Here is a 16532-nt window from a genome sequence, read left to right as displayed (position 1 = left end):
GACACGCATTATCGCAAGTCTCATCGCGGTCATGTTCCTGCTCGCTGCGCCGCTCGCCCATGCGGTGCAGCCGGACGAGATCATGAAGGACCCGGCCCAGGAAGGCCGCGCGCGCAACCTGTCGAAGGAGCTGCGCTGCATGGTCTGCCAGAACCAGTCCATCGACGATTCCGATGCGCCGCTGGCGCGCGATCTGCGTTTGCTGGTGCGAGAGCGCATCGCTACCGGCGAAAGCGACAAGCAGGTGCTGGATTTCCTGGTGGCGCGCTATGGCGAATTCGTGCTGTTGAAGCCGCGGCTCAACCTGCATACGCTGCTGCTGTGGCTGCTGACGCCGCTGGTGCTGATCGGCGGCGGCTTCGCCTTGTGGTGGCACAACCGGCGACGGGGCAGGGCTGCAGGCGATGATGATGCCGTGATGCAGCTCACCGCTGAGGAAGAAGCGCGGATCGAGCGGCTGATTGCGGCGCAGACCGAGACGAAGTCGACCTAGTCAGGCGATTGTCGCAATCGCTTTTATTCGGCGGGCAACACCGCCTGGATATTCCGACCCGTGCGTTCGATATGCTCCCGCAGGATCCGCGTTGCATCGCGCGTGCGCCGCTCGATCATCGCATGGGCCATGGCCGTGTGTTCTGCAGGCACATCGCGATCCGGCTGATGTTTCTTCAGGAAGATGCGGCGATAGCGATCGCTCTGGTCGTGTAGCGTCGCGCAGAACTGCCGCAGCAGCGGCATCTGGCATGCCGAGATCAGTTCGGCATGGAAGGCGCGATGCGCAATCTCCCAGGCTTCCTGTTCGGCGGCCGAGCGTGAGCCGCGCTTGCAGCGGCTGAGCTGATGCAGCGAGCCGAGCACGCGTCCTTCCCAGGCGACATCGCCGTGTTCGATGGCTTCCTTGACGGCGAGGCCTTCGAGTTCGACGCGCAGCCGGATGATCTCGGCAAGATTGCTCGCAGAAACCGGCGTGACGCGATAGCCGCGCTGGTCGATCAGCGCGACGAGTCCGTCATTCTCCAGACGGCATAGCGCTTCGCGGAGCGGGCTGAGGCTGACGCCGAAGGCGGTGCGCAGGCGATCAAGATTGAGTTTGCTGCCCGGCAGTAGGTCGCCGCGCATGATGGAGTCCCGCAAGCGGGCGACGAGCGTGGTGGACAATGTGGTCGGGATCGCGCCGGTCGTAGTGGTGTGTGCGGTGCTCATGATGCCTGTCCGATGCTCTCGAAACCGTAAAGCGAAGCCGGATTATCCACCAGTGCCAATTGCTGCGCTTTGGGATCCGGCAGCCAATGCGGGATGAGATCGACGAGGTCGCCATCGTTCGGCATCGCGACCGGGCAGATCGGATGTGGCCAGTTGCTGCCCCAGAGGATGCGGTCGGGACGCGCTTCGACCACGCACGCGATCATCGGCAGCATGTCGCGATGCGGATAGGGCTCTGCAGAGAGTCGATACAGGCTGGCGAGCTTGATCCAGCAGCGGTCGGTGTCGAGCAATCGCAGCAAGGTTTGGAACGGTTCGGAATCGACGCCTTCCGCGGCGCTGATCCGGGCGAGGTGATCCAGCACGAACGGACTGCGGACCTGCATCAGTTGAGGCGCGACATCGACCAGTTCGTTCGCTTTGTTGAAATGCAGCACAAGATGCCAGCCGAGATCGAAGGTCTCGTCCGCGAGGCCCGCCAGATGCGCAAAGGATGCGCCGCCGCTGACGACGGTGGACATGCGGCAGCCCCGCATGCCGCGAAGGTGCATGTCTTCGAGCTCCTGCTGCGGCAGGCCCGACGGGATCACGGCCACCCCGCGCAACCGTCGCGGATTGAGGTCGAGGGCTGCGAGGGTCGCGCTATTGTCTGTGCCATGAGCACCGCCATGCACGATCACGGCGCGGTCGATCCCGAGCGTTTCGTGGAGCTGCATCAGGTCGTCATAGGTGCAGTCTTCCGGCGTGTAGCTGCGCTGTTCGCTGAACGGAAATTCGGCCTGAGGGCCGAAGACGTGGACATGGGTATCGCAGGCACCACGCGGCATCACGAATGCCGGACGCTTCGGATGGCGATCGGGGCCGGGGCAGGGCTTCGGTGCGGCGCCAGGCGTATGCGCACTCATCGTGGCAACTCCCTTCAAATAAGCGATCTTTGTTCGCTGAAAATAAACGGTGGCAATCAGCCGATTTGACGACAGCCTTAAGTAGTGCCAACATAAAATCGACGAAGCAAGAAAAATCGATTATTTGGAGGTTCGCATGCGGCACGTGGTTTCTGCACTGGTGGCTCTGGTCATGGTTTCGCTGGTCGGCCAGGTTGCCCATGCAGGGTTTCCCGAACGCGGCATCAAGATCGTGGTGCCGTTTCCCGCCGGCGGATCGAACGACGTCGTTGCCCGCTTGCTTGGCACCAAGCTGCAGGAGCTCTGGGGACAGCCGGTGGTGATCGACAATCGTGCCGGCGGCGGCGGCAACATTGGCGCGGATGCCGTCGTGCGCTCGCCCGCCGATGGCTATACGTTGCTGCTGACGGCGCCCGGACCGCTCGCGGTCAATCAGTCGCTCTACGCGCAACTCCCCTTCAATCCCGCGCAGGATTTCACGCCGGTGGCGTTGATCGCGTCGGTTCCGATCGTGCTGGCGGTCAATCCGGGCGTGAAGGCGACGACGGTGGCGGAGCTGATCGCGCTCGCCAAGGCATCGCCGGGCAAACTCAATTTCGGCTCGTCCGGCCTGGGATCAACCAATCATCTGGCCGGCGAGCTGCTGAAGGCGCGCGCCGGCATCGATATCGTCCATGTGCCGTATCGCGGCGCGGCGCCGGCGATGAATGACCTGATCGCCGGTCAGATCCCGATGATGTTCGACAACATGCCCGCCATTCGTCCGCAGGTTCAGGGCGGCACGATCCGCGCGATTGCCGTGGCCGGCGCAGCACGTTCGCCTCTGTTCCCGGAGCTGCCGACCATGGCGGAGGCGGGTGTCGCGAATTTCGAGGCGTCGTCATGGTTTGGCCTCGTCGCGCCGGCCAAGATGTCGCCGGACGTGACGAAGGTGCTGATCGACGGCGTGGCCAAGGTGCTGAAGGACCCCGACATGGTGAAGCGTCTCGCCGATGTCGGCGCCGAGCCCGGCACATTGTCAGGCGACGCGTTCGCGGCGTTTCTGCGCACGGAGTCTGATAAGTGGGGGCAAGTGGTCAAGACAGCGGGCGCCAAGGTCGAGTAGGACTTCGGGCCGTAATCGATTTGAAAACGGGAACCATATGACGAAGAAAATTGCTGAACTCGACGAATTGAAATCCCGCTACGAGGGGATGATTGGGTTCACGCCGCCGAAGATCGCGAAGCGGCTCGAACTCGGCATGCGCGTCGATCCCGCTCTGGTCACGGCGCTGGAGGACTGGCGGATTGCGGCGCTGACGCCGACGGCACTGGACCAGAAGACCGTGCAATTGATGTCGTTCGCGATCCTGCTGGTCCAGACGTCGGAAGCTGCTGCCAATCACGCAAAGGCTGCGATCAAGGCCGGCGCCACGCTTGAGGAACTGCACGCAAGCGCCGGAATCGCGGCGCTGTTCCGCGGCGTTGCAGCCTTCAACATGGCCGGCGAAATCCTGGCCGGTCTGTTCCCGGAGACGGCTCAAAAAACCGGCGGCTGATACCGCCGCTGCATCTGCCGATGTCGGGGTGATTCAGGCGCGTTCTTCCCTGCGTCACCCCGCCACACCTGCATCTCCCAGATTACCAAACCTTAATTCCCCTGCCAGCCCGCGGTAAGGTGGAAACCTCCATCTTCAGACCACACAAGGCGCCTTGCCCCCGCGCCGTTGCTCTGGAGATTTTCTCGATGTCCGACCGCCCCAACGATTTTTCCGAATTGCCGTCCTACAAGGCGTCCCGCCGTTCGCTGTTCTCTGCGCGTAAATTCGCGCTGATGGCGTCGGTTGTTGCGGGCCTTGGTGTTGCCGCTTATGGCCTGTCGCCCTCCAACGGTCCGGTCGACATCTTCACCACCACTGCGCATGCGCAGGTTGACAAGCAGGTCAAGTCGCAGGCTGCGCAGCCGGTCGGCTTCGCCGATATCGTTGAGCGCGTGAAGCCGTCGGTGATCTCGGTCAAGGTCAACATGAAGGAGAAGGTCGCATCGAAGGATGACGACAACAACGGCGACTCGCCGTTCCAGCCGGGCTCCCCGATGGAGCGCTTCTTCAAGCGCTTCGGCCAGGACGGCGTGCCTCCAGGCATGCGCGGTGGTCCGCGCGGCGGCGGCCGTGGTGTCGTGAGCGGTCAGGGCTCGGGCTTCTTCATCTCGGCTGACGGTTTCGCCGTAACCAACAATCACGTGGTCGATGGCGCCGACAAGGTCGAGGTCTCGACTGACGACGGCAAGACCTATTCGGCCAAGGTGATCGGCACCGATCCACGTACCGATCTGGCGCTGATCAAGGTCGAGGGCCGCACCGATTTCCCGTTCGCCAAGCTTGCTGACGGCAAGCCGCGGATCGGCGACTGGGTGCTGGCAGTCGGCAACCCGTTTGGACTCGGCGGCACCGTGACCGCAGGCATCGTCTCGGCCTCGGGTCGCGACATCGGCAGCGGTCCGTATGACGATTTCATCCAGATCGATGCGCCCGTGAACAAGGGCAATTCGGGTGGTCCGGCTTTCGATACGTCGGGCGAAGTGATGGGCGTCAACACCGCGATCTATTCGCCCTCGGGCGGCAGCGTCGGCATCGCGTTCTCGATCCCGGCCTCGACCGTGAAGACGGTGGTGGCGCAGCTCAAGGACAAGGGTTCGGTCTCGCGTGGTTGGATCGGCGTGCAGATTCAGCCGGTGACCCAGGATATCGCCGACAGTCTCGGCCTGAAGAAGGCGGAAGGTGCGCTGGTCGCCGAGCCGCAGGCCGATGGTCCGGCAGCCAAGGCCGGCATCAAGTCGGGTGACGTCATCACCGCGGTGAATGGCACGCCGGTCAAGGATGCACGCGAACTCGCCCGCACCATCGGCGGCTTCGCGCCGGGCAACACGGTGAAGATCAACGTGCTGCACAAGGGGGAGGACAAGGTTCTGTCCATGACCCTCGGCCAGTTGCCGAACACGATAGAGGCGAAGGCCGATGTCGATAGCGGTGACAAGGGATCGTCATCGCGCGGCAGCGACGTGCCGCGGCTCGGCCTCACGGTCTCGCCCGCGAGCAGTGTCGCCGGTGCCGGCAAGGACGGCGTGGTCGTGACCGGCGTCGATCCGAAGAGCGCCGCTGCCGAGCGTGGCTTCAAGGAAGGCGACGTCATTCTCGAAGTCGCCGGCAAGAGCGTGACCAATCCCGGCGATGTGCGCGAGGCGATTGTCGCCGCGCACAACGACAACAAGAACAGCGTGCTGATCAGGGTTCGCTCGAACGGCTCATCGAAGTTCGTCGCCGTTCCCCTTGCGAAGAGCTGATCACCGCACATGAACGGAGAGTGTCGCCGGCATAGTCGCCCCCGCTGACGGCTCTTTCCAGGGGGCGAGCCACAAACTCGCTCCCGCTGCTTCCTTTCGATGGAAAACGCCCCCCTCCGTTGAAAGGCCAATGGGCGGTGAAGTTTCCCCCAGCTTCACCGCCTATTCTTCTTTCTGCCCCGAAGGATAACCGGCGGGCATTCCGCCGCCTTGCATGAAAGCCCGGTGCGCGCCATGGTGACCGAGACTCACAAGATCCACAGCGAATCCGATCCCCAGATGCGTCTGCTCATCATCGAAGACGACCGCGAATCCGCCGACTATCTGGTCAAGGCTTTCCGTGAGGTCGGCCATGTCGCCGATCACGCCAGCGATGGCGAGGAAGGTTTCGCGCTCGCCGATTCCGGCGATTACGACGTGCTGGTGGTCGATCGCATGTTGCCGAAGCGCGATGGTCTCTCCGTCATCGGCGGCCTGCGCGACAAGGGTAACCGGACGCCGGCGCTGATCCTCTCGGCGCTGGGCCAGGTCGACGACCGCATCAAGGGCCTGCGCGCCGGCGGTGACGACTATCTGCCGAAGCCTTATTCGTTCGCTGAGCTGCTCGCGCGCGTCGAAGTGCTGTCGCGCCGCCAGGGCGGTCCCGCCGAAGAGACGACCTATCGCGTCGGTGATCTCGAACTCGACCGGCTGTCCCATGGCGTGACGCGCGGTGGCCAGGAACTGATCCTGCAGCCCCGCGAATTCCGGCTGCTCGAATATCTCATGAAACATGCCGGGCAGGTGGTCACCCGCACCATGCTGCTGGAAAACGTCTGGGATTATCATTTCGATCCGCAGACCAACGTGATCGACGTCCATATCTCGCGCCTGCGCTCGAAGATCGACAAGGGCTTCGAGCGTCCGCTGCTGCACACGATTCGCGGCGCCGGCTATATGGTCCGCGACGGCATGAAGTAAGCGGCGGCCCCGTCGCGCATCTATGGCTGTTCTTCGTCGAACGGCGCGTTGATCACCAGTTCGACGACGGAGCTTGCCTTGTAGCCCGCCACGAAACGTTCGCCGAAATCGCGAATGAAGTTGTCGTAAGTGGTGCCGGGTTGGGTCCGGGCGATATGGCAGAAGCAGCGAGTCATTTTCTGCTTCATTCCCAAACGTGGAAATTCCGCGACAATTGCCGCAACGTCGCTCGGTGGAATAAGCTCATACTGCAAGCCGACGACATCGAAGCAGATGCCGGCGGTGCAGAGCGCGACTTCGGCTTCCTTGAACAGCCCAATCGACGGCGTGGAATTGAGCGCAACGCTATCCCAGATCAACTGTGCACGGCTTCGGTCGAAGCCATGCTCCCGTGCAAAGAGACGCGCGAGGTCGGCGCCTTCTACTTCGAAGCGACGCGGTCCGGCGAAGCGTTCATTGAGCGTGATGTCATGCAGTAGTGCTGCGACGGCGAGAACCTCGCCGTCGTGCTCGATGTTCTGCAGTTGAGCGAGCTGCACCGCAAACAACCATGACCTGACGACATGGTTGAACAGGTATGGTTCGCAACTGTTCCGGGCGTGGTCGATCGCGCTGGCGATGATGGCCGTATCGGGGACGGTCACTCCCGCCAGTTGCCTGTCATTGATCTGTTGCATGTTCGTCGCCTCGCTCTACCGGACCGTGAAGGTTGCCTGTGCTAGCTCTTCAGGAATTTCAGCAGCTCGGCATTGACCTGATCTGCATGGGTCGCCGTGATGCCGTGCGGTGCGCCGGGATAATAGACATCCTTGGCACCCTTGATCAGCTTGGCGGATTTCACTGCGGAATCCTTCACGGGCACGATTTGATCGTCCTCGCCATGCAGGACGAGGGTGGGGATGTCGAACTTCTTCAGGTCTTCCGTGAAATCCGTCTCCGAGAATGCCTTCACGCTCTCATAGGCATTCTTCGCGCCGGCCTGCATGCTCCACAGCCAGAACTGATCCAGCGTGCCCTGCGAGACTTTCGCGCCGGGCCGGTTGGCGCCGTAAAAGGCGATCGCCAGATCCTTGTAATATTGCGACCGATCTCCGGCCACACCTGCGCGGATGCCGTCGAACACCTCGATCGGCAGTCCCTCCGGATTGGCTGGTGTCTTCAGCATGATCGGTGGTACCGCCGCGATCAGCACCGCCTTCTTCACGCGCTTGGTGCCGTGGCGGCCGATGTAGCGTGCGACTTCGCCGCCGCCGGTGGAATGGCCGACCAGCGTCGCGTCCTTCAGATCGAGCGTCTCGATGACTGCGGCGAGATCGTCGGCATAACCGTTCATGTCATTGTTGTTCGAGGCCTGGCTGGAGCGGCCATGACCGCGGCGGTCATGGGCGATGACACGGTAGCCATGCTGGGCGAGAAACAGCATCTGGCCGTCCCACGCGTCCGCGTTGAGCGGCCAGCCATGGGAGAAGGTAACGACCGGGCCCTTGCCCCAGTCCTTGTAATAGATTTCGGTGCCGTCCTTTGTGGTGATAGTGCTCATGGTGCGATGTCCTTTGTGAGCGTGAGGTTTGGTTGGCTTGTCGCCGGCCTTGCCCTCGGCGATCGAGGGCAAGCCGGCAGTGATCGCGGTGATGGCGGCAGCTGCGAGCAGATCGCGGCGGGAGGGTGTCGAGCGCGGAACGTCGTCGGTCATGGTCGGTCCTTAGTTGGCGGAGAGGCAGCTTGCGTCGATCAGCCCTTGAGCCAGTCGTCGAGATGGATCGCTCCGATGCGCGCGCCGGCATCGGGCGTCAGGGAGCGATCATTGATCGGCGTGCCGAAATAACCCGCGTGGATGTCGGCGATGACCTGGCGTGGGTCCTGCTTTGCCGTCAGATATTTGCGCCCGAGTGCGTCGAGCGGGAGCGGTTCGGGCCCGGCCACCTCGACGACGCCGTTCACTGGGGTGCCCAGGGCAAGGTCCACCATGGCGGCTGCCACGTCCGCAGATGCGATGGGCTGGATCAGGGCCGGCGCCAGGCGAATCGCGTCGCCGTCCACGCCGCCTTGCACGATGGCGGGGATGAATTCGAAGAACTGCGTCGCCCGCAGAATCGTGTAGGGCATTCCGGACGCCTTGATGAGATCTTCCTGGGCCAGCTTGGCGCGGAAATAGCCGCTGGCCTGAAGGCGCTCGGTCCCGACCACAGACAGGGCCAGATGATGCTGGACGTCTGCGGCTTTTTCCGCCGCGAGCAGGTTGCGGCTGGATGTCTGGAAGAATTCCATCACCGGCCCGTCCTCGAATGATGGCGAATTTGCCACGTCGATGACGACGTTTGTCCCGGACATGGCCTCGGCCAGTCCTTCCCGCGTCAGGGTGTTGACGCCCGTCGACGGCGAGGCGGCGAGGACCTTGTGGCCCAGCTTCCTCAAGCCGCTCACGACCTGCGTACCGATGAGGCCGCTACCTCCGATGACGACGATTTTCATGATATTTTCTCCCTTTCACACGGTGACGATCGTGTGGGCGGACCATGCGCCGCGGCGCACGGGAAGACTTTGCCGCAATCTTCGTTTTCTCTTGAGTTTCGCTTGGATGTTCGTTCAGAAAGGGCCGGCTGGCACGTCACCGCCGATGGCGCGCGACAGGCCAGTTTGTGGGGTCGGTTCTGTTGCCTCCTGAAGGTCTTGACGGTTCATTGCCGCCGGCCGAAAACGCAGGCAGTCATGGAGCGCCGAGTGCCGTATCTGTTCGCAGGCTATGTCCTCGATCCCGACCGCAGAGAGTTGTCGCATGGCAGCGACAAGGTGGCGATCACGCCGCAGGCTTTCGACCTGCTGCTGCATCTGGTGAAGAACCGCGACCACGTCGTCAGCAAGGATGCCCTTCTCGATGCCGTGTGGGCGGGACGGATCGTGTCCGAATCGACGCTGGCCAGTCACATCAATGCGGTACGCAAGGCGCTGGGCGATAGCGGCGACGAACAGCGGCTGCTGAAGACGGTGGCGCGCAAGGGCTTTCGTTTCGTCGGCGATGTGACCGAGACGGCAATGCCGGCGCAGTCTGACGCGGCGGTTGCCGATCACGCCACATCGACGGCGAATCCGAACGCCGCGCTGACGTTGCCCGATCGGCCGTCGATCGCAGTATTGCCGTTCCTCAATCTGAGCGGCGATCCGCAGCAGGACTATTTCGTCGATGGCATGGTCGAGGACATCATCCTCGCACTGTCGCGGCTTCGCTGGCTGTTCGTCATCGCTCGCAATTCCAGTTTCACGTTTAAAGGCCGTGCCGTGGACGTCCGCGAGGTCGGGCGCGAACTTGGCGTGCGCTATGTACTGGAAGGCAGCGTGCGCCGTGTGGCGAACCGCGTGCGCATCACCGGACAGCTCGTGGATACCACCACGGGCATGCATCTGTGGGGCGAGCGCTTCGAGAGTGTTGTTGATGACATCTTCGATCTGCAGGACCAGGTCACGGAAAGCGTCGTGGGCGCCATCGCGCCGCAGCTTGAATTTGCGGAGATCGAACGCGCCAAGCGGAAGCCGACCGAAAGCCTCGACGCCTATGATTACTACCTGCGCGGACTGGCGAATTTTCATGTGTCGACGCGCGATGGAATCGATGCGGCATTGGCGAATTTCTACAAAGCCATCGAGCTCGATCCCGACTTCGCTGCCGCCTATGGGATGGCTGCGGGATGCTTCTACTGGCGCAAGATGAACCGCTGGCTTTCCGATCGTGTGGTTGACGGGCGTGAAGCGGCGCGGCTTGCCGAACGCGCCGTCACCCTCGGAAAGAACGACGCGGTAGCGCTGACACGCGGCGGCCATGCCTGGCCGCATTTCGGCGGCGACCTGCATGCCTGCGTCGCCTATGTCGATCGTGCGCTGGTGCTCAATCCCAATCTCTCGACGATCTGGTATCTCGGGGGCTATCAACGCGTTTCGCTCGGCGAGCACGACGAGGCCATCGCCTATTTTTCACGCGCCATGCGGCTCAGTCCGCTCGATCCCGAGACATTCCAGATGCATACGGGAATCGCGATGTCGCATCTCTATTCGCGACGCTTTGATACCGCGCTCGATTGCTTGCGGGAGGCGTCGCGCGAGGTGCCGAACATTCTTCGGGTCGCCGCATTCCAGGCCGCTGCGCATGCCCTGGGTGGGCGAATGGAAGAGGCGCGTGAGGCGATGGGCCATGTGCGCCGGCTCGATCCCACATTGCGGCTCAGCAATATTGACGACTGGCTGCTGGTGCGGCGACCGCAGGACTTCGCACTTGCATCGGAAGGCCTGCGAAAAGCCGGCCTTCCGGAGTGAACCTGGCTGAAAGATAAAATTCCCACCGCACGGCGACATTACCAACATCTCATATTCACGCCCTGTTTGTTACAGCTTACGCCTGCTAGAACAGGGGATGACTTCCAGAACCTTCCATTTCCGCACGTCCCGAGCGTGACCCGTGACGGCTATCGGTAAACTGTTTCGCACGACGGCCTTCCGGTTGACGTTGGCCTATCTGCTGCTGTTCGCGCTGTTTGCAGCATCGCTGCTCGGCTATTTCGCCTGGAATACACACCGGCTGATCAACGATCAGATCACGACCACGGTCGATGACGAAATGACCGAGCTGAGCGATCTGTTCGGGCGGCGCGGCTTGCGGGGAATCGTGGGCGCCATCGAGAACCGGGCGCTGCGGCCTGGCGCCAACCTCTATCTGATCACGACACCGGCGGGTCAATCCATCGCCGGCAACGTGTCTTCACTGGCGCCCGGCGTGATGGCGACCACGGGCTGGTCCGAGACCGCCTATCGCCGCCTCGACGATCCCGACTCTTCCAACCATCGCGCGCTGGTGAAGGTGACGCAATTGAGCAGCGGCTTCCGGCTGCTGATCGGCCATGATCTCGAAGAACGCCGGCGCCTATTCGACATCGTCGGCGATGCCGCAAAGTGGTCGGTGTTGATTGTCGTTGTTCTTGGACTCGGCGGCGGGATCTTCGTCGCCAGCCGCGTGCTGCGGCGGATCGACGCGATGACCGGCACCACCCAGCGCATCATGGCGGGCGATCTCTCCGGTCGTCTGCCGGTCGGACGCAGTGGCGACGAACTCGACCGTCTCGCGGAAAATCTCAATGCCATGCTGGAGCGCATCGAAGCGCTGATGACAGGACTGAAGGAAGTCTCGGACAATATCGCCCATGACCTCAAGACGCCGCTCACGCGGCTGCGCAATCGGGCGGAGGAGGCGCTGGCGCGATCCAGCAACGAGGCCGAATATCGTGCGGCGCTGGAACGCACCATTGAGGAATCCGATGGCCTGATCCGGACCTTCAATGCGCTGCTGATGATCGCACGTGCTGAATCCGGGCAGGCGCGCGGCAATATGGACAATTTCGACGCTGCTGAAGTGGCCGAGGGCATCCACGAGCTCTATGAACCGCTGGCTGAAGACAGCGATCTTACGCTGACCGTCAAGACCGCGGCTGCGCCGCTGCGCGGCAATCGCGAACTGATCAGCCAGGCGCTCGCCAATCTCGTCGAAAACGCCATCAAATATGGCAAACCTGCGATCACGGACGAGAATGCCGATAGCGCGGGCGCTGCGGCTGCCAAGGACATCGTGATCGAGGCGCGGCGCGAGGGCGATCAGGTGCTGCTCAGCGTGTCCGATCATGGTCCAGGCATTCCCGAAGCCGATCGGAAACATGCGGTGGAGCGCTTCGTGCGGCTGGAAGCGAGCCGCACATTGCCCGGTTCCGGCCTCGGTCTCAGTCTTGCATCTGCCGTGGCCACGCTGCACGGCGGTGAATTGCAGCTGGGCGACAATCATCCAGGGTTGCGGGTCACACTGGCGCTGCCCGCAGTGGCAGCCGAAGGCCTTGCGGGTCAAACGGGGAATGTGCCACAGAAGTCGGCATGACCTCAGCCGCAACAGGCGAGGGCCAGCTCCCGCTGGCCGCGCAATTCGTCAGCGGACCGCAGCTGTTCGCCCCCGCCGATGCCGAGCAGCGCTTCGGCGAATGGCTCGCCGATATCGCGCCGGACGATGCTGCCGCATTTCGCGCGATCACCGACCAATTTCCGCATGCCAGGGCGATCCTGCTCGGCATTGCCGAGGCCTCGCCCTATCTGTTCGATCTGATCCGCGCCGATGCCGGGCGTGCCTTGCGTCTGCTGCATTGTGACCCCGAGCGCCTGCTCACCACTCTGATCGCCGAGACCTCCGCGAATGTCGCTGCCGCCGGCGGCGATCCCGATGTCATGCATCTGCTGCGACGCATGAAATCCGAAGCGGCCTTGTTGATTGCGCTGTGCGATATCGGCGGCGTCTGGCCGGTGATGCGCGTCACGCGGGCGCTGACCGATCTCGCTGTGTCCTCCGTCCAGACGACGGTGCGTTATCTGCTGCGCCAGGACATGGCACGCAAGCGCATCCTGCCGCCGGATCCCGATCATCCGGAGCAGGGTAGCGGCCTGATCGTGCAGGCGATGGGCAAGATGGGCGCCGGCGAGCTGAACTATTCCAGCGACATCGACCTGATCGTTTTCTTCGATCTCGAGGCGCATACGCTGGCCGAGGATATCGAGCCGAATTCATTCTTTGTGCGCATCGCGCAGGGCGTGTCGCGGCTGCTGCAGCAGCGCACTGGCGACGGCTATGTGTTCCGCGTCGATCTGCGGCTGCGACCCGATCCGGCCTCGACGCCAGTAGCCGTCTCGACGGCATCGGCACTGCATTATTATGAGCGCGAGGGGCGCACATGGGAACGCGCGGCAATGATCAAGGCGTTTCCTTGTGCCGGCGATTTCAAGGCCGGTGAGGCCCTGCTGGCCGAGATCGCGCCGTTCGTCTGGCGCAAGCATCTGGATTTCGCCGCGCTGGCCGATGTCCACGACATGAAACGGCAAATGCAGACGTTTCGCGGGCAGAATGAAATCTCCGTCGAGGGCCATAACGTCAAGGTCGGGCGCGGCGGCATTCGTGAGATCGAGTTCTTCGCGCAGACCCAGCAGTTGATTGCCGGCGGGCGTCATCCCGAATTACGCGTGCGGCCGACGCTGGAGGCGCTGAATATTCTCGCTGCCAGCAACTGGATCACCTTTGAGGCGCGCGATGAACTGACGCTCGCCTATGAATTCCTGCGCCGTGTCGAGCATCGGCTGCAGATGGTGGCCGACGAACAGACTCACTCGCTGCCCGATGACGTCGGCGCCATGGAACGCTTTGCGCGCTTCTTCGGCTATGACAGTCGTGAAGCCTTTGCCAGTGATTTGCTCGGGCATCTCAATTGCGTGCAGGGGCATTATGGCCGCCTGTTCGAAGGCGACCCCACCGATAACGTCCATCTTCCGGCTGTCGACTATAAAGCGGGCGCGACGGACCAGCGGCTGCTCGAACATTTCACCAAGCTCGGTTTCCGCAAGCCGGCCATGGTGGCGGAGACGGTGCAGCACTGGATGACAGATGACTATCGCGCGCTCAAATATGAGGGCACGCGGCAGGCATTCATGGAATTCGTGCCTTCGCTGATCGTCGGGCTGGCCGATGCCGAAGAGCCCGACCTTGCGGTCGTTGCGTTCGACCGCTTTCTGCAGGCGTTACAGCGCGGCGGCAGGCTGATCTCGCTGCTCAGCCAGAACCGCGATCTCGTCGCGCTGGTGGCGCTTGTACTTGGCGCGGCGCCGCGTCTGGGTGACATGCTGGCGCGGCAGCCGCAGATCATGGACGGGCTCATCGATCCGCGCTTCTTCGGCGCCATGCCGGATCAGCGTGAGCTGTCGACGCGGCTGGCGGCGACCCTCGAAGACGCCAATTCCTATGAAGAGTTTCTCGATCGTCTCAGGCTGTTCGGCCAGGAAAGCCTGTTCCTGATCGGCACGCGCATTCTGTCGGGCACCGTGTCGGCGCAGCAGGCCGGAATTGCATTCGCCGACGTCGCCGAAGGTATCGCGCATACGCTGCACGGGCTGGTGCTCGATCAGTTCGTGACCCAGCACGGCCGCATCAAGGATCAGCAGACCGCGATCGTGGCCATGGGCAAGCTCGGCAGCCGCGAGATGACGGCGGCGTCGGACCTCGATCTGATTTTAATTTACGACTTCGATCACGACGCGCCGGACTCCGATGGACCGCGTCCGCTGCACGGTGCGCAATATTTCGCGCGGCTGACGCAGCGCCTGATCAGCGCCTTCACCACGCGCACCAATTATGGCGTGCTCTACGAGGTCGATATGCGGCTTCGCCCGTCGGGCCGCGCAGGACCGCTGGCGTCGCGCATCGACTCCTTCGCTGAATATCAAGAGACCGAGGCCTGGACCTGGGAGCACATGGCACTGACGCGCGCGCGGGTGATTTCGGCGACGCCCGCGTTCCGCGAGAAGATCGAACGGGTCATCCGCGACGTGCTGACGCGTCCACGTGAAATCACGATCATCGCCAATGATGTTGCCGAGATGCGTCAAGCCATCGCCGAGGAAAAGGGCGAAGACGATATCTGGGACCTGAAACATGCCGCGGGCGGCATGGTCGATATCGAATTCATCGCGCAGTATCTGCAGCTGGTACATGCCGCAGAGAAGCCCGAGATCCTCAGCATCAGCACGCAACAGGTGCTGGAGAACGCGGCGCGGCTGGGCATTCTGCCGCCAGCCGCCGCCGATGTGCTGCGTCCGGCAGTGCGGCTCTATCACGACCTCACGCAGGTGCTGCGGCTATGCGTGAGCGACAAGTTCAAGCCGGAAACCGCAGGCACCGATCTGCTGCGCATACTCGCACGCGTGAGCAACGAGCCCGACTTCTCCTCGCTGCAAGCGCGGGTGCGCGATATGCAGGCCGACGTGCGGCAAGTGTTCCGCGCTGTTGTCGAAGGTCAGACATAGACCTATCTGCCGCGCCGTGCGGCGGGCATGCGAGTTGTGTATGACCGGCTGCGCATGATCTCGCGTGAACGGGTGGATAGATTCTAAACGCGCCGCATTGTGACCGCACCCTGACGTCCTGTAGGTCCGCATCTCGTTTGCCGATGACATGCGGCTTGAGATGTTGCAGCTGCCTGCGCCCGAATGTCGCAGTATCGGCGATGTCGTCATGCATCAGCACTGAAATGAAACCGCCGATATGGAGTCCGCATGCAGGTTCTAGGCTTCCGCGCTGCTACCGTTGCTTTTGCCTTGGTCGCTGCATTTGCTCCGAACGGGACCAAGGCGGATGAAATCTCTCTGATCGAAAAGTCACTTCCCGGAGAGGGGCAGCGCCCGCAAGCGATCGTTGTCGGTCCGGATGGAAATTTGTGGGTGACGGAAGTCATCAAGCACCAGATTTTTCGGGTCACGCCAAACGGTGAGATGAGTTCCTTTCGCGTTCCGGGCGATCAGGTCGGAGTTATTCAGGGGATCACGTCTGGCCCTGACGGCAATCTCTGGTTCACGTCACGCGAAGAGAACGCCATTCGCCGGATTTCAACCAAAGGGGAATTCAACGGGACATTTGCGATCCCCTCACAGGCGACGACGCCCACCAAATTCAATACGGGGTCATGGCCGCGCGGCATTACGGTCGGCCCCGATGGCCAGATCTGGTTTGCGGAAATGGCGGCGAACAAAATCGGCCGCGTGACGCTGACCGGTGAGTTTTCGGAGTTCGCAATCCCGACGGAAAATGCCGAAGCCTATGGTGTGGTGACAGGCCCCGATCAGAATTTGTGGTTCACGGAAAGCGGTGCCGGAAAGATCGGACGACTCGACGTCAAGACAGGAAAGATCACGGAATTTCCGCTCGGTAATCCGAAGTCGCGCCCGCGCGACATTACGGTCGGGCCGGATGGTCATCTCTGGTTTTCGATGAATGGCTCCGATCACATCGGCAGAATTTCTATGGCTGGGGAGATCAAGGAATTTCCATTGCCGGCAGAGACGCGCCCCATTGGTATAGCCGCGGGAGCCGAGGGCAATGTCTGGTTCACCGCTTTCAAATCTCACAAGATCGGCCGCATCACGCCGACAGGTGAAGTTTCGTTCTTCGATCTTAAGACGGAGAACGCACAGCCCTTCGGCATGACGAAAGGGCCGAACGGCGTGGTCTGGTTCACGTCTCAGGCCAATCAGGTCGGACACGTTCACATCACGGCTAAGCGCCAGTGATGATCGTGATTGCG

The 16532-nt window shown here is 62.4% G+C and carries 14 protein-coding genes; 9 read left to right on the top strand and 5 right to left on the bottom strand.

Annotation, left to right across the window (positions count from 1 at the left end):
- Positions 1-31: 31 nt before the first annotated feature.
- On the top strand, positions 32-493 hold the full coding sequence (locus BLW80_RS18015) for a cytochrome c-type biogenesis protein (RefSeq protein ID WP_502688618.1): 462 nt from the start codon (positions 32-34) through the stop codon (positions 491-493).
- A 23-nt stretch (positions 494-516) separates the two neighbouring features.
- Here the strand turns inward: BLW80_RS18015 and BLW80_RS18010 are convergent, their stop codons facing one another.
- Positions 517-1203: a GntR family transcriptional regulator gene (locus tag BLW80_RS18010; RefSeq protein WP_093758965.1), complete on the bottom strand. Its 687-nt coding sequence runs from the start codon at positions 1201-1203 to the stop codon at positions 517-519.
- Positions 1200-2108 carry an amidohydrolase family protein gene (locus BLW80_RS18005; RefSeq protein WP_093758964.1) on the bottom strand — a complete coding sequence of 303 codons (909 nt, stop codon included), beginning with the start codon at positions 2106-2108 and terminating at the stop codon, positions 1200-1202. The genes BLW80_RS18010 and BLW80_RS18005 overlap by 4 nt, the downstream gene beginning before the upstream one ends.
- A gap of 136 nt (positions 2109-2244) precedes the next feature.
- Here BLW80_RS18005 and BLW80_RS18000 point away from each other — a divergent pair, with 136 nt between their 5' ends.
- The 4 genes from BLW80_RS18000 to BLW80_RS17985 all read left to right on the top strand — a co-directional run bounded on the left by BLW80_RS18000 (position 2245) and on the right by BLW80_RS17985 (position 6390).
- Positions 2245-3213: a Bug family tripartite tricarboxylate transporter substrate binding protein gene (locus BLW80_RS18000; protein WP_093758963.1), complete on the top strand. Its 969-nt coding sequence runs from the start codon at positions 2245-2247 to the stop codon at positions 3211-3213.
- Between the two features lie 37 nt (positions 3214-3250).
- The gene (locus BLW80_RS17995) at positions 3251-3646 is read left to right on the top strand and encodes a carboxymuconolactone decarboxylase family protein (protein WP_170849698.1); all 396 of its coding nucleotides are present in this window, start codon (positions 3251-3253) and stop codon (positions 3644-3646) included.
- Positions 3647-3834: 188 nt separating this feature from the next.
- Positions 3835-5430 carry a Do family serine endopeptidase gene (locus tag BLW80_RS17990; RefSeq protein WP_089267098.1) on the top strand — a complete coding sequence of 532 codons (1596 nt, stop codon included), beginning with the start codon at positions 3835-3837 and terminating at the stop codon, positions 5428-5430.
- A 279-nt stretch (positions 5431-5709) separates the two neighbouring features.
- On the top strand, positions 5710-6390 hold the full coding sequence (locus tag BLW80_RS17985) for a response regulator transcription factor (protein WP_068730718.1): 681 nt from the start codon (positions 5710-5712) through the stop codon (positions 6388-6390).
- Between the two features lie 20 nt (positions 6391-6410).
- Here BLW80_RS17985 and BLW80_RS17980 read toward each other — a convergent pair whose 3' ends face one another.
- From BLW80_RS17980 to BLW80_RS17970, 3 genes are read right to left on the bottom strand one after another with little or no spacing between them, the layout of a single operon-like run.
- Positions 6411-7067 (bottom strand): HD domain-containing protein, encoded by a 657-nt coding sequence (locus BLW80_RS17980; protein ID WP_093758961.1) that lies wholly within the window; start codon positions 7065-7067, stop codon positions 6411-6413.
- 41 nt (positions 7068-7108) lie between these two features.
- The gene (locus tag BLW80_RS17975; protein ID WP_349633107.1) at positions 7109-8083 is read right to left on the bottom strand and encodes an alpha/beta fold hydrolase; all 975 of its coding nucleotides are present in this window, start codon (positions 8081-8083) and stop codon (positions 7109-7111) included.
- Positions 8084-8121: 38 nt separating this feature from the next.
- The gene (locus tag BLW80_RS17970; RefSeq protein ID WP_093758960.1) at positions 8122-8862 is read right to left on the bottom strand and encodes an SDR family oxidoreductase; all 741 of its coding nucleotides are present in this window, start codon (positions 8860-8862) and stop codon (positions 8122-8124) included.
- A 249-nt stretch (positions 8863-9111) separates the two neighbouring features.
- Between BLW80_RS17970 and BLW80_RS17965 the strand changes: the two genes are divergently transcribed.
- From BLW80_RS17965 to BLW80_RS17950, 4 genes are all read left to right on the top strand, one after another.
- Positions 9112-10695: a winged helix-turn-helix domain-containing tetratricopeptide repeat protein gene (locus tag BLW80_RS17965; protein WP_093759144.1), complete on the top strand. Its 1584-nt coding sequence runs from the start codon at positions 9112-9114 to the stop codon at positions 10693-10695.
- 142 nt (positions 10696-10837) lie between these two features.
- Positions 10838-12298, top strand: a complete 1461-nt coding sequence (locus tag BLW80_RS17960; protein WP_093758959.1) for a sensor histidine kinase — start codon at positions 10838-10840, stop codon at positions 12296-12298.
- Complete coding sequence (locus BLW80_RS17955) at positions 12295-15258, top strand: bifunctional [glutamine synthetase] adenylyltransferase/[glutamine synthetase]-adenylyl-L-tyrosine phosphorylase (RefSeq protein WP_093758958.1); 2964 nt, start codon at positions 12295-12297, stop codon at positions 15256-15258. Before BLW80_RS17960 ends, BLW80_RS17955 begins: the two co-directional genes overlap by 4 nt.
- A gap of 249 nt (positions 15259-15507) precedes the next feature.
- On the top strand, positions 15508-16518 hold the full coding sequence (locus BLW80_RS17950; RefSeq protein WP_093758957.1) for a Vgb family protein: 1011 nt from the start codon (positions 15508-15510) through the stop codon (positions 16516-16518).
- Positions 16519-16532: the final 14 nt, after the last annotated feature.

The sequence above is a fragment of the Tardiphaga sp. OK245 genome (assembly GCF_900108575.1).
GTDB lineage: Bacteria > Pseudomonadota > Alphaproteobacteria > Rhizobiales > Xanthobacteraceae > Tardiphaga > Tardiphaga robiniae.
Note: the sequence above shows the minus strand (reverse complement) of the source record. Positions and strands in the feature narration are given on the sequence as shown.

Coding starts and splice junctions, on each gene's coding strand:
- BLW80_RS18010 (WP_093758965.1), bottom strand. CDS start 1,203: ATGAGCACCGCACACACCACTACGACCGGCGCGATCCCGACCACATTG.
- BLW80_RS17985 (WP_068730718.1), top strand. CDS start 5,710: ATGCGTCTGCTCATCATCGAAGACGACCGCGAATCCGCCGACTATCTG.
- BLW80_RS17950 (WP_093758957.1), top strand. CDS start 15,508: ATGCAGGTTCTAGGCTTCCGCGCTGCTACCGTTGCTTTTGCCTTGGTC.
- BLW80_RS17995 (WP_170849698.1), top strand. CDS start 3,251: ATGACGAAGAAAATTGCTGAACTCGACGAATTGAAATCCCGCTACGAG.
- BLW80_RS17980 (WP_093758961.1), bottom strand. CDS start 7,067: ATGCAACAGATCAATGACAGGCAACTGGCGGGAGTGACCGTCCCCGAT.
- BLW80_RS18015 (WP_502688618.1), top strand. CDS start 32: ATGTTCCTGCTCGCTGCGCCGCTCGCCCATGCGGTGCAGCCGGACGAG.
- BLW80_RS17990 (WP_089267098.1), top strand. CDS start 3,835: ATGTCCGACCGCCCCAACGATTTTTCCGAATTGCCGTCCTACAAGGCG.
- BLW80_RS17970 (WP_093758960.1), bottom strand. CDS start 8,862: ATGAAAATCGTCGTCATCGGAGGTAGCGGCCTCATCGGTACGCAGGTC.
- BLW80_RS18005 (WP_093758964.1), bottom strand. CDS start 2,108: ATGAGTGCGCATACGCCTGGCGCCGCACCGAAGCCCTGCCCCGGCCCC.
- BLW80_RS17955 (WP_093758958.1), top strand. CDS start 12,295: ATGACCTCAGCCGCAACAGGCGAGGGCCAGCTCCCGCTGGCCGCGCAA.
- BLW80_RS18000 (WP_093758963.1), top strand. CDS start 2,245: ATGCGGCACGTGGTTTCTGCACTGGTGGCTCTGGTCATGGTTTCGCTG.
- BLW80_RS17975 (WP_349633107.1), bottom strand. CDS start 8,083: ATGACCGACGACGTTCCGCGCTCGACACCCTCCCGCCGCGATCTGCTC.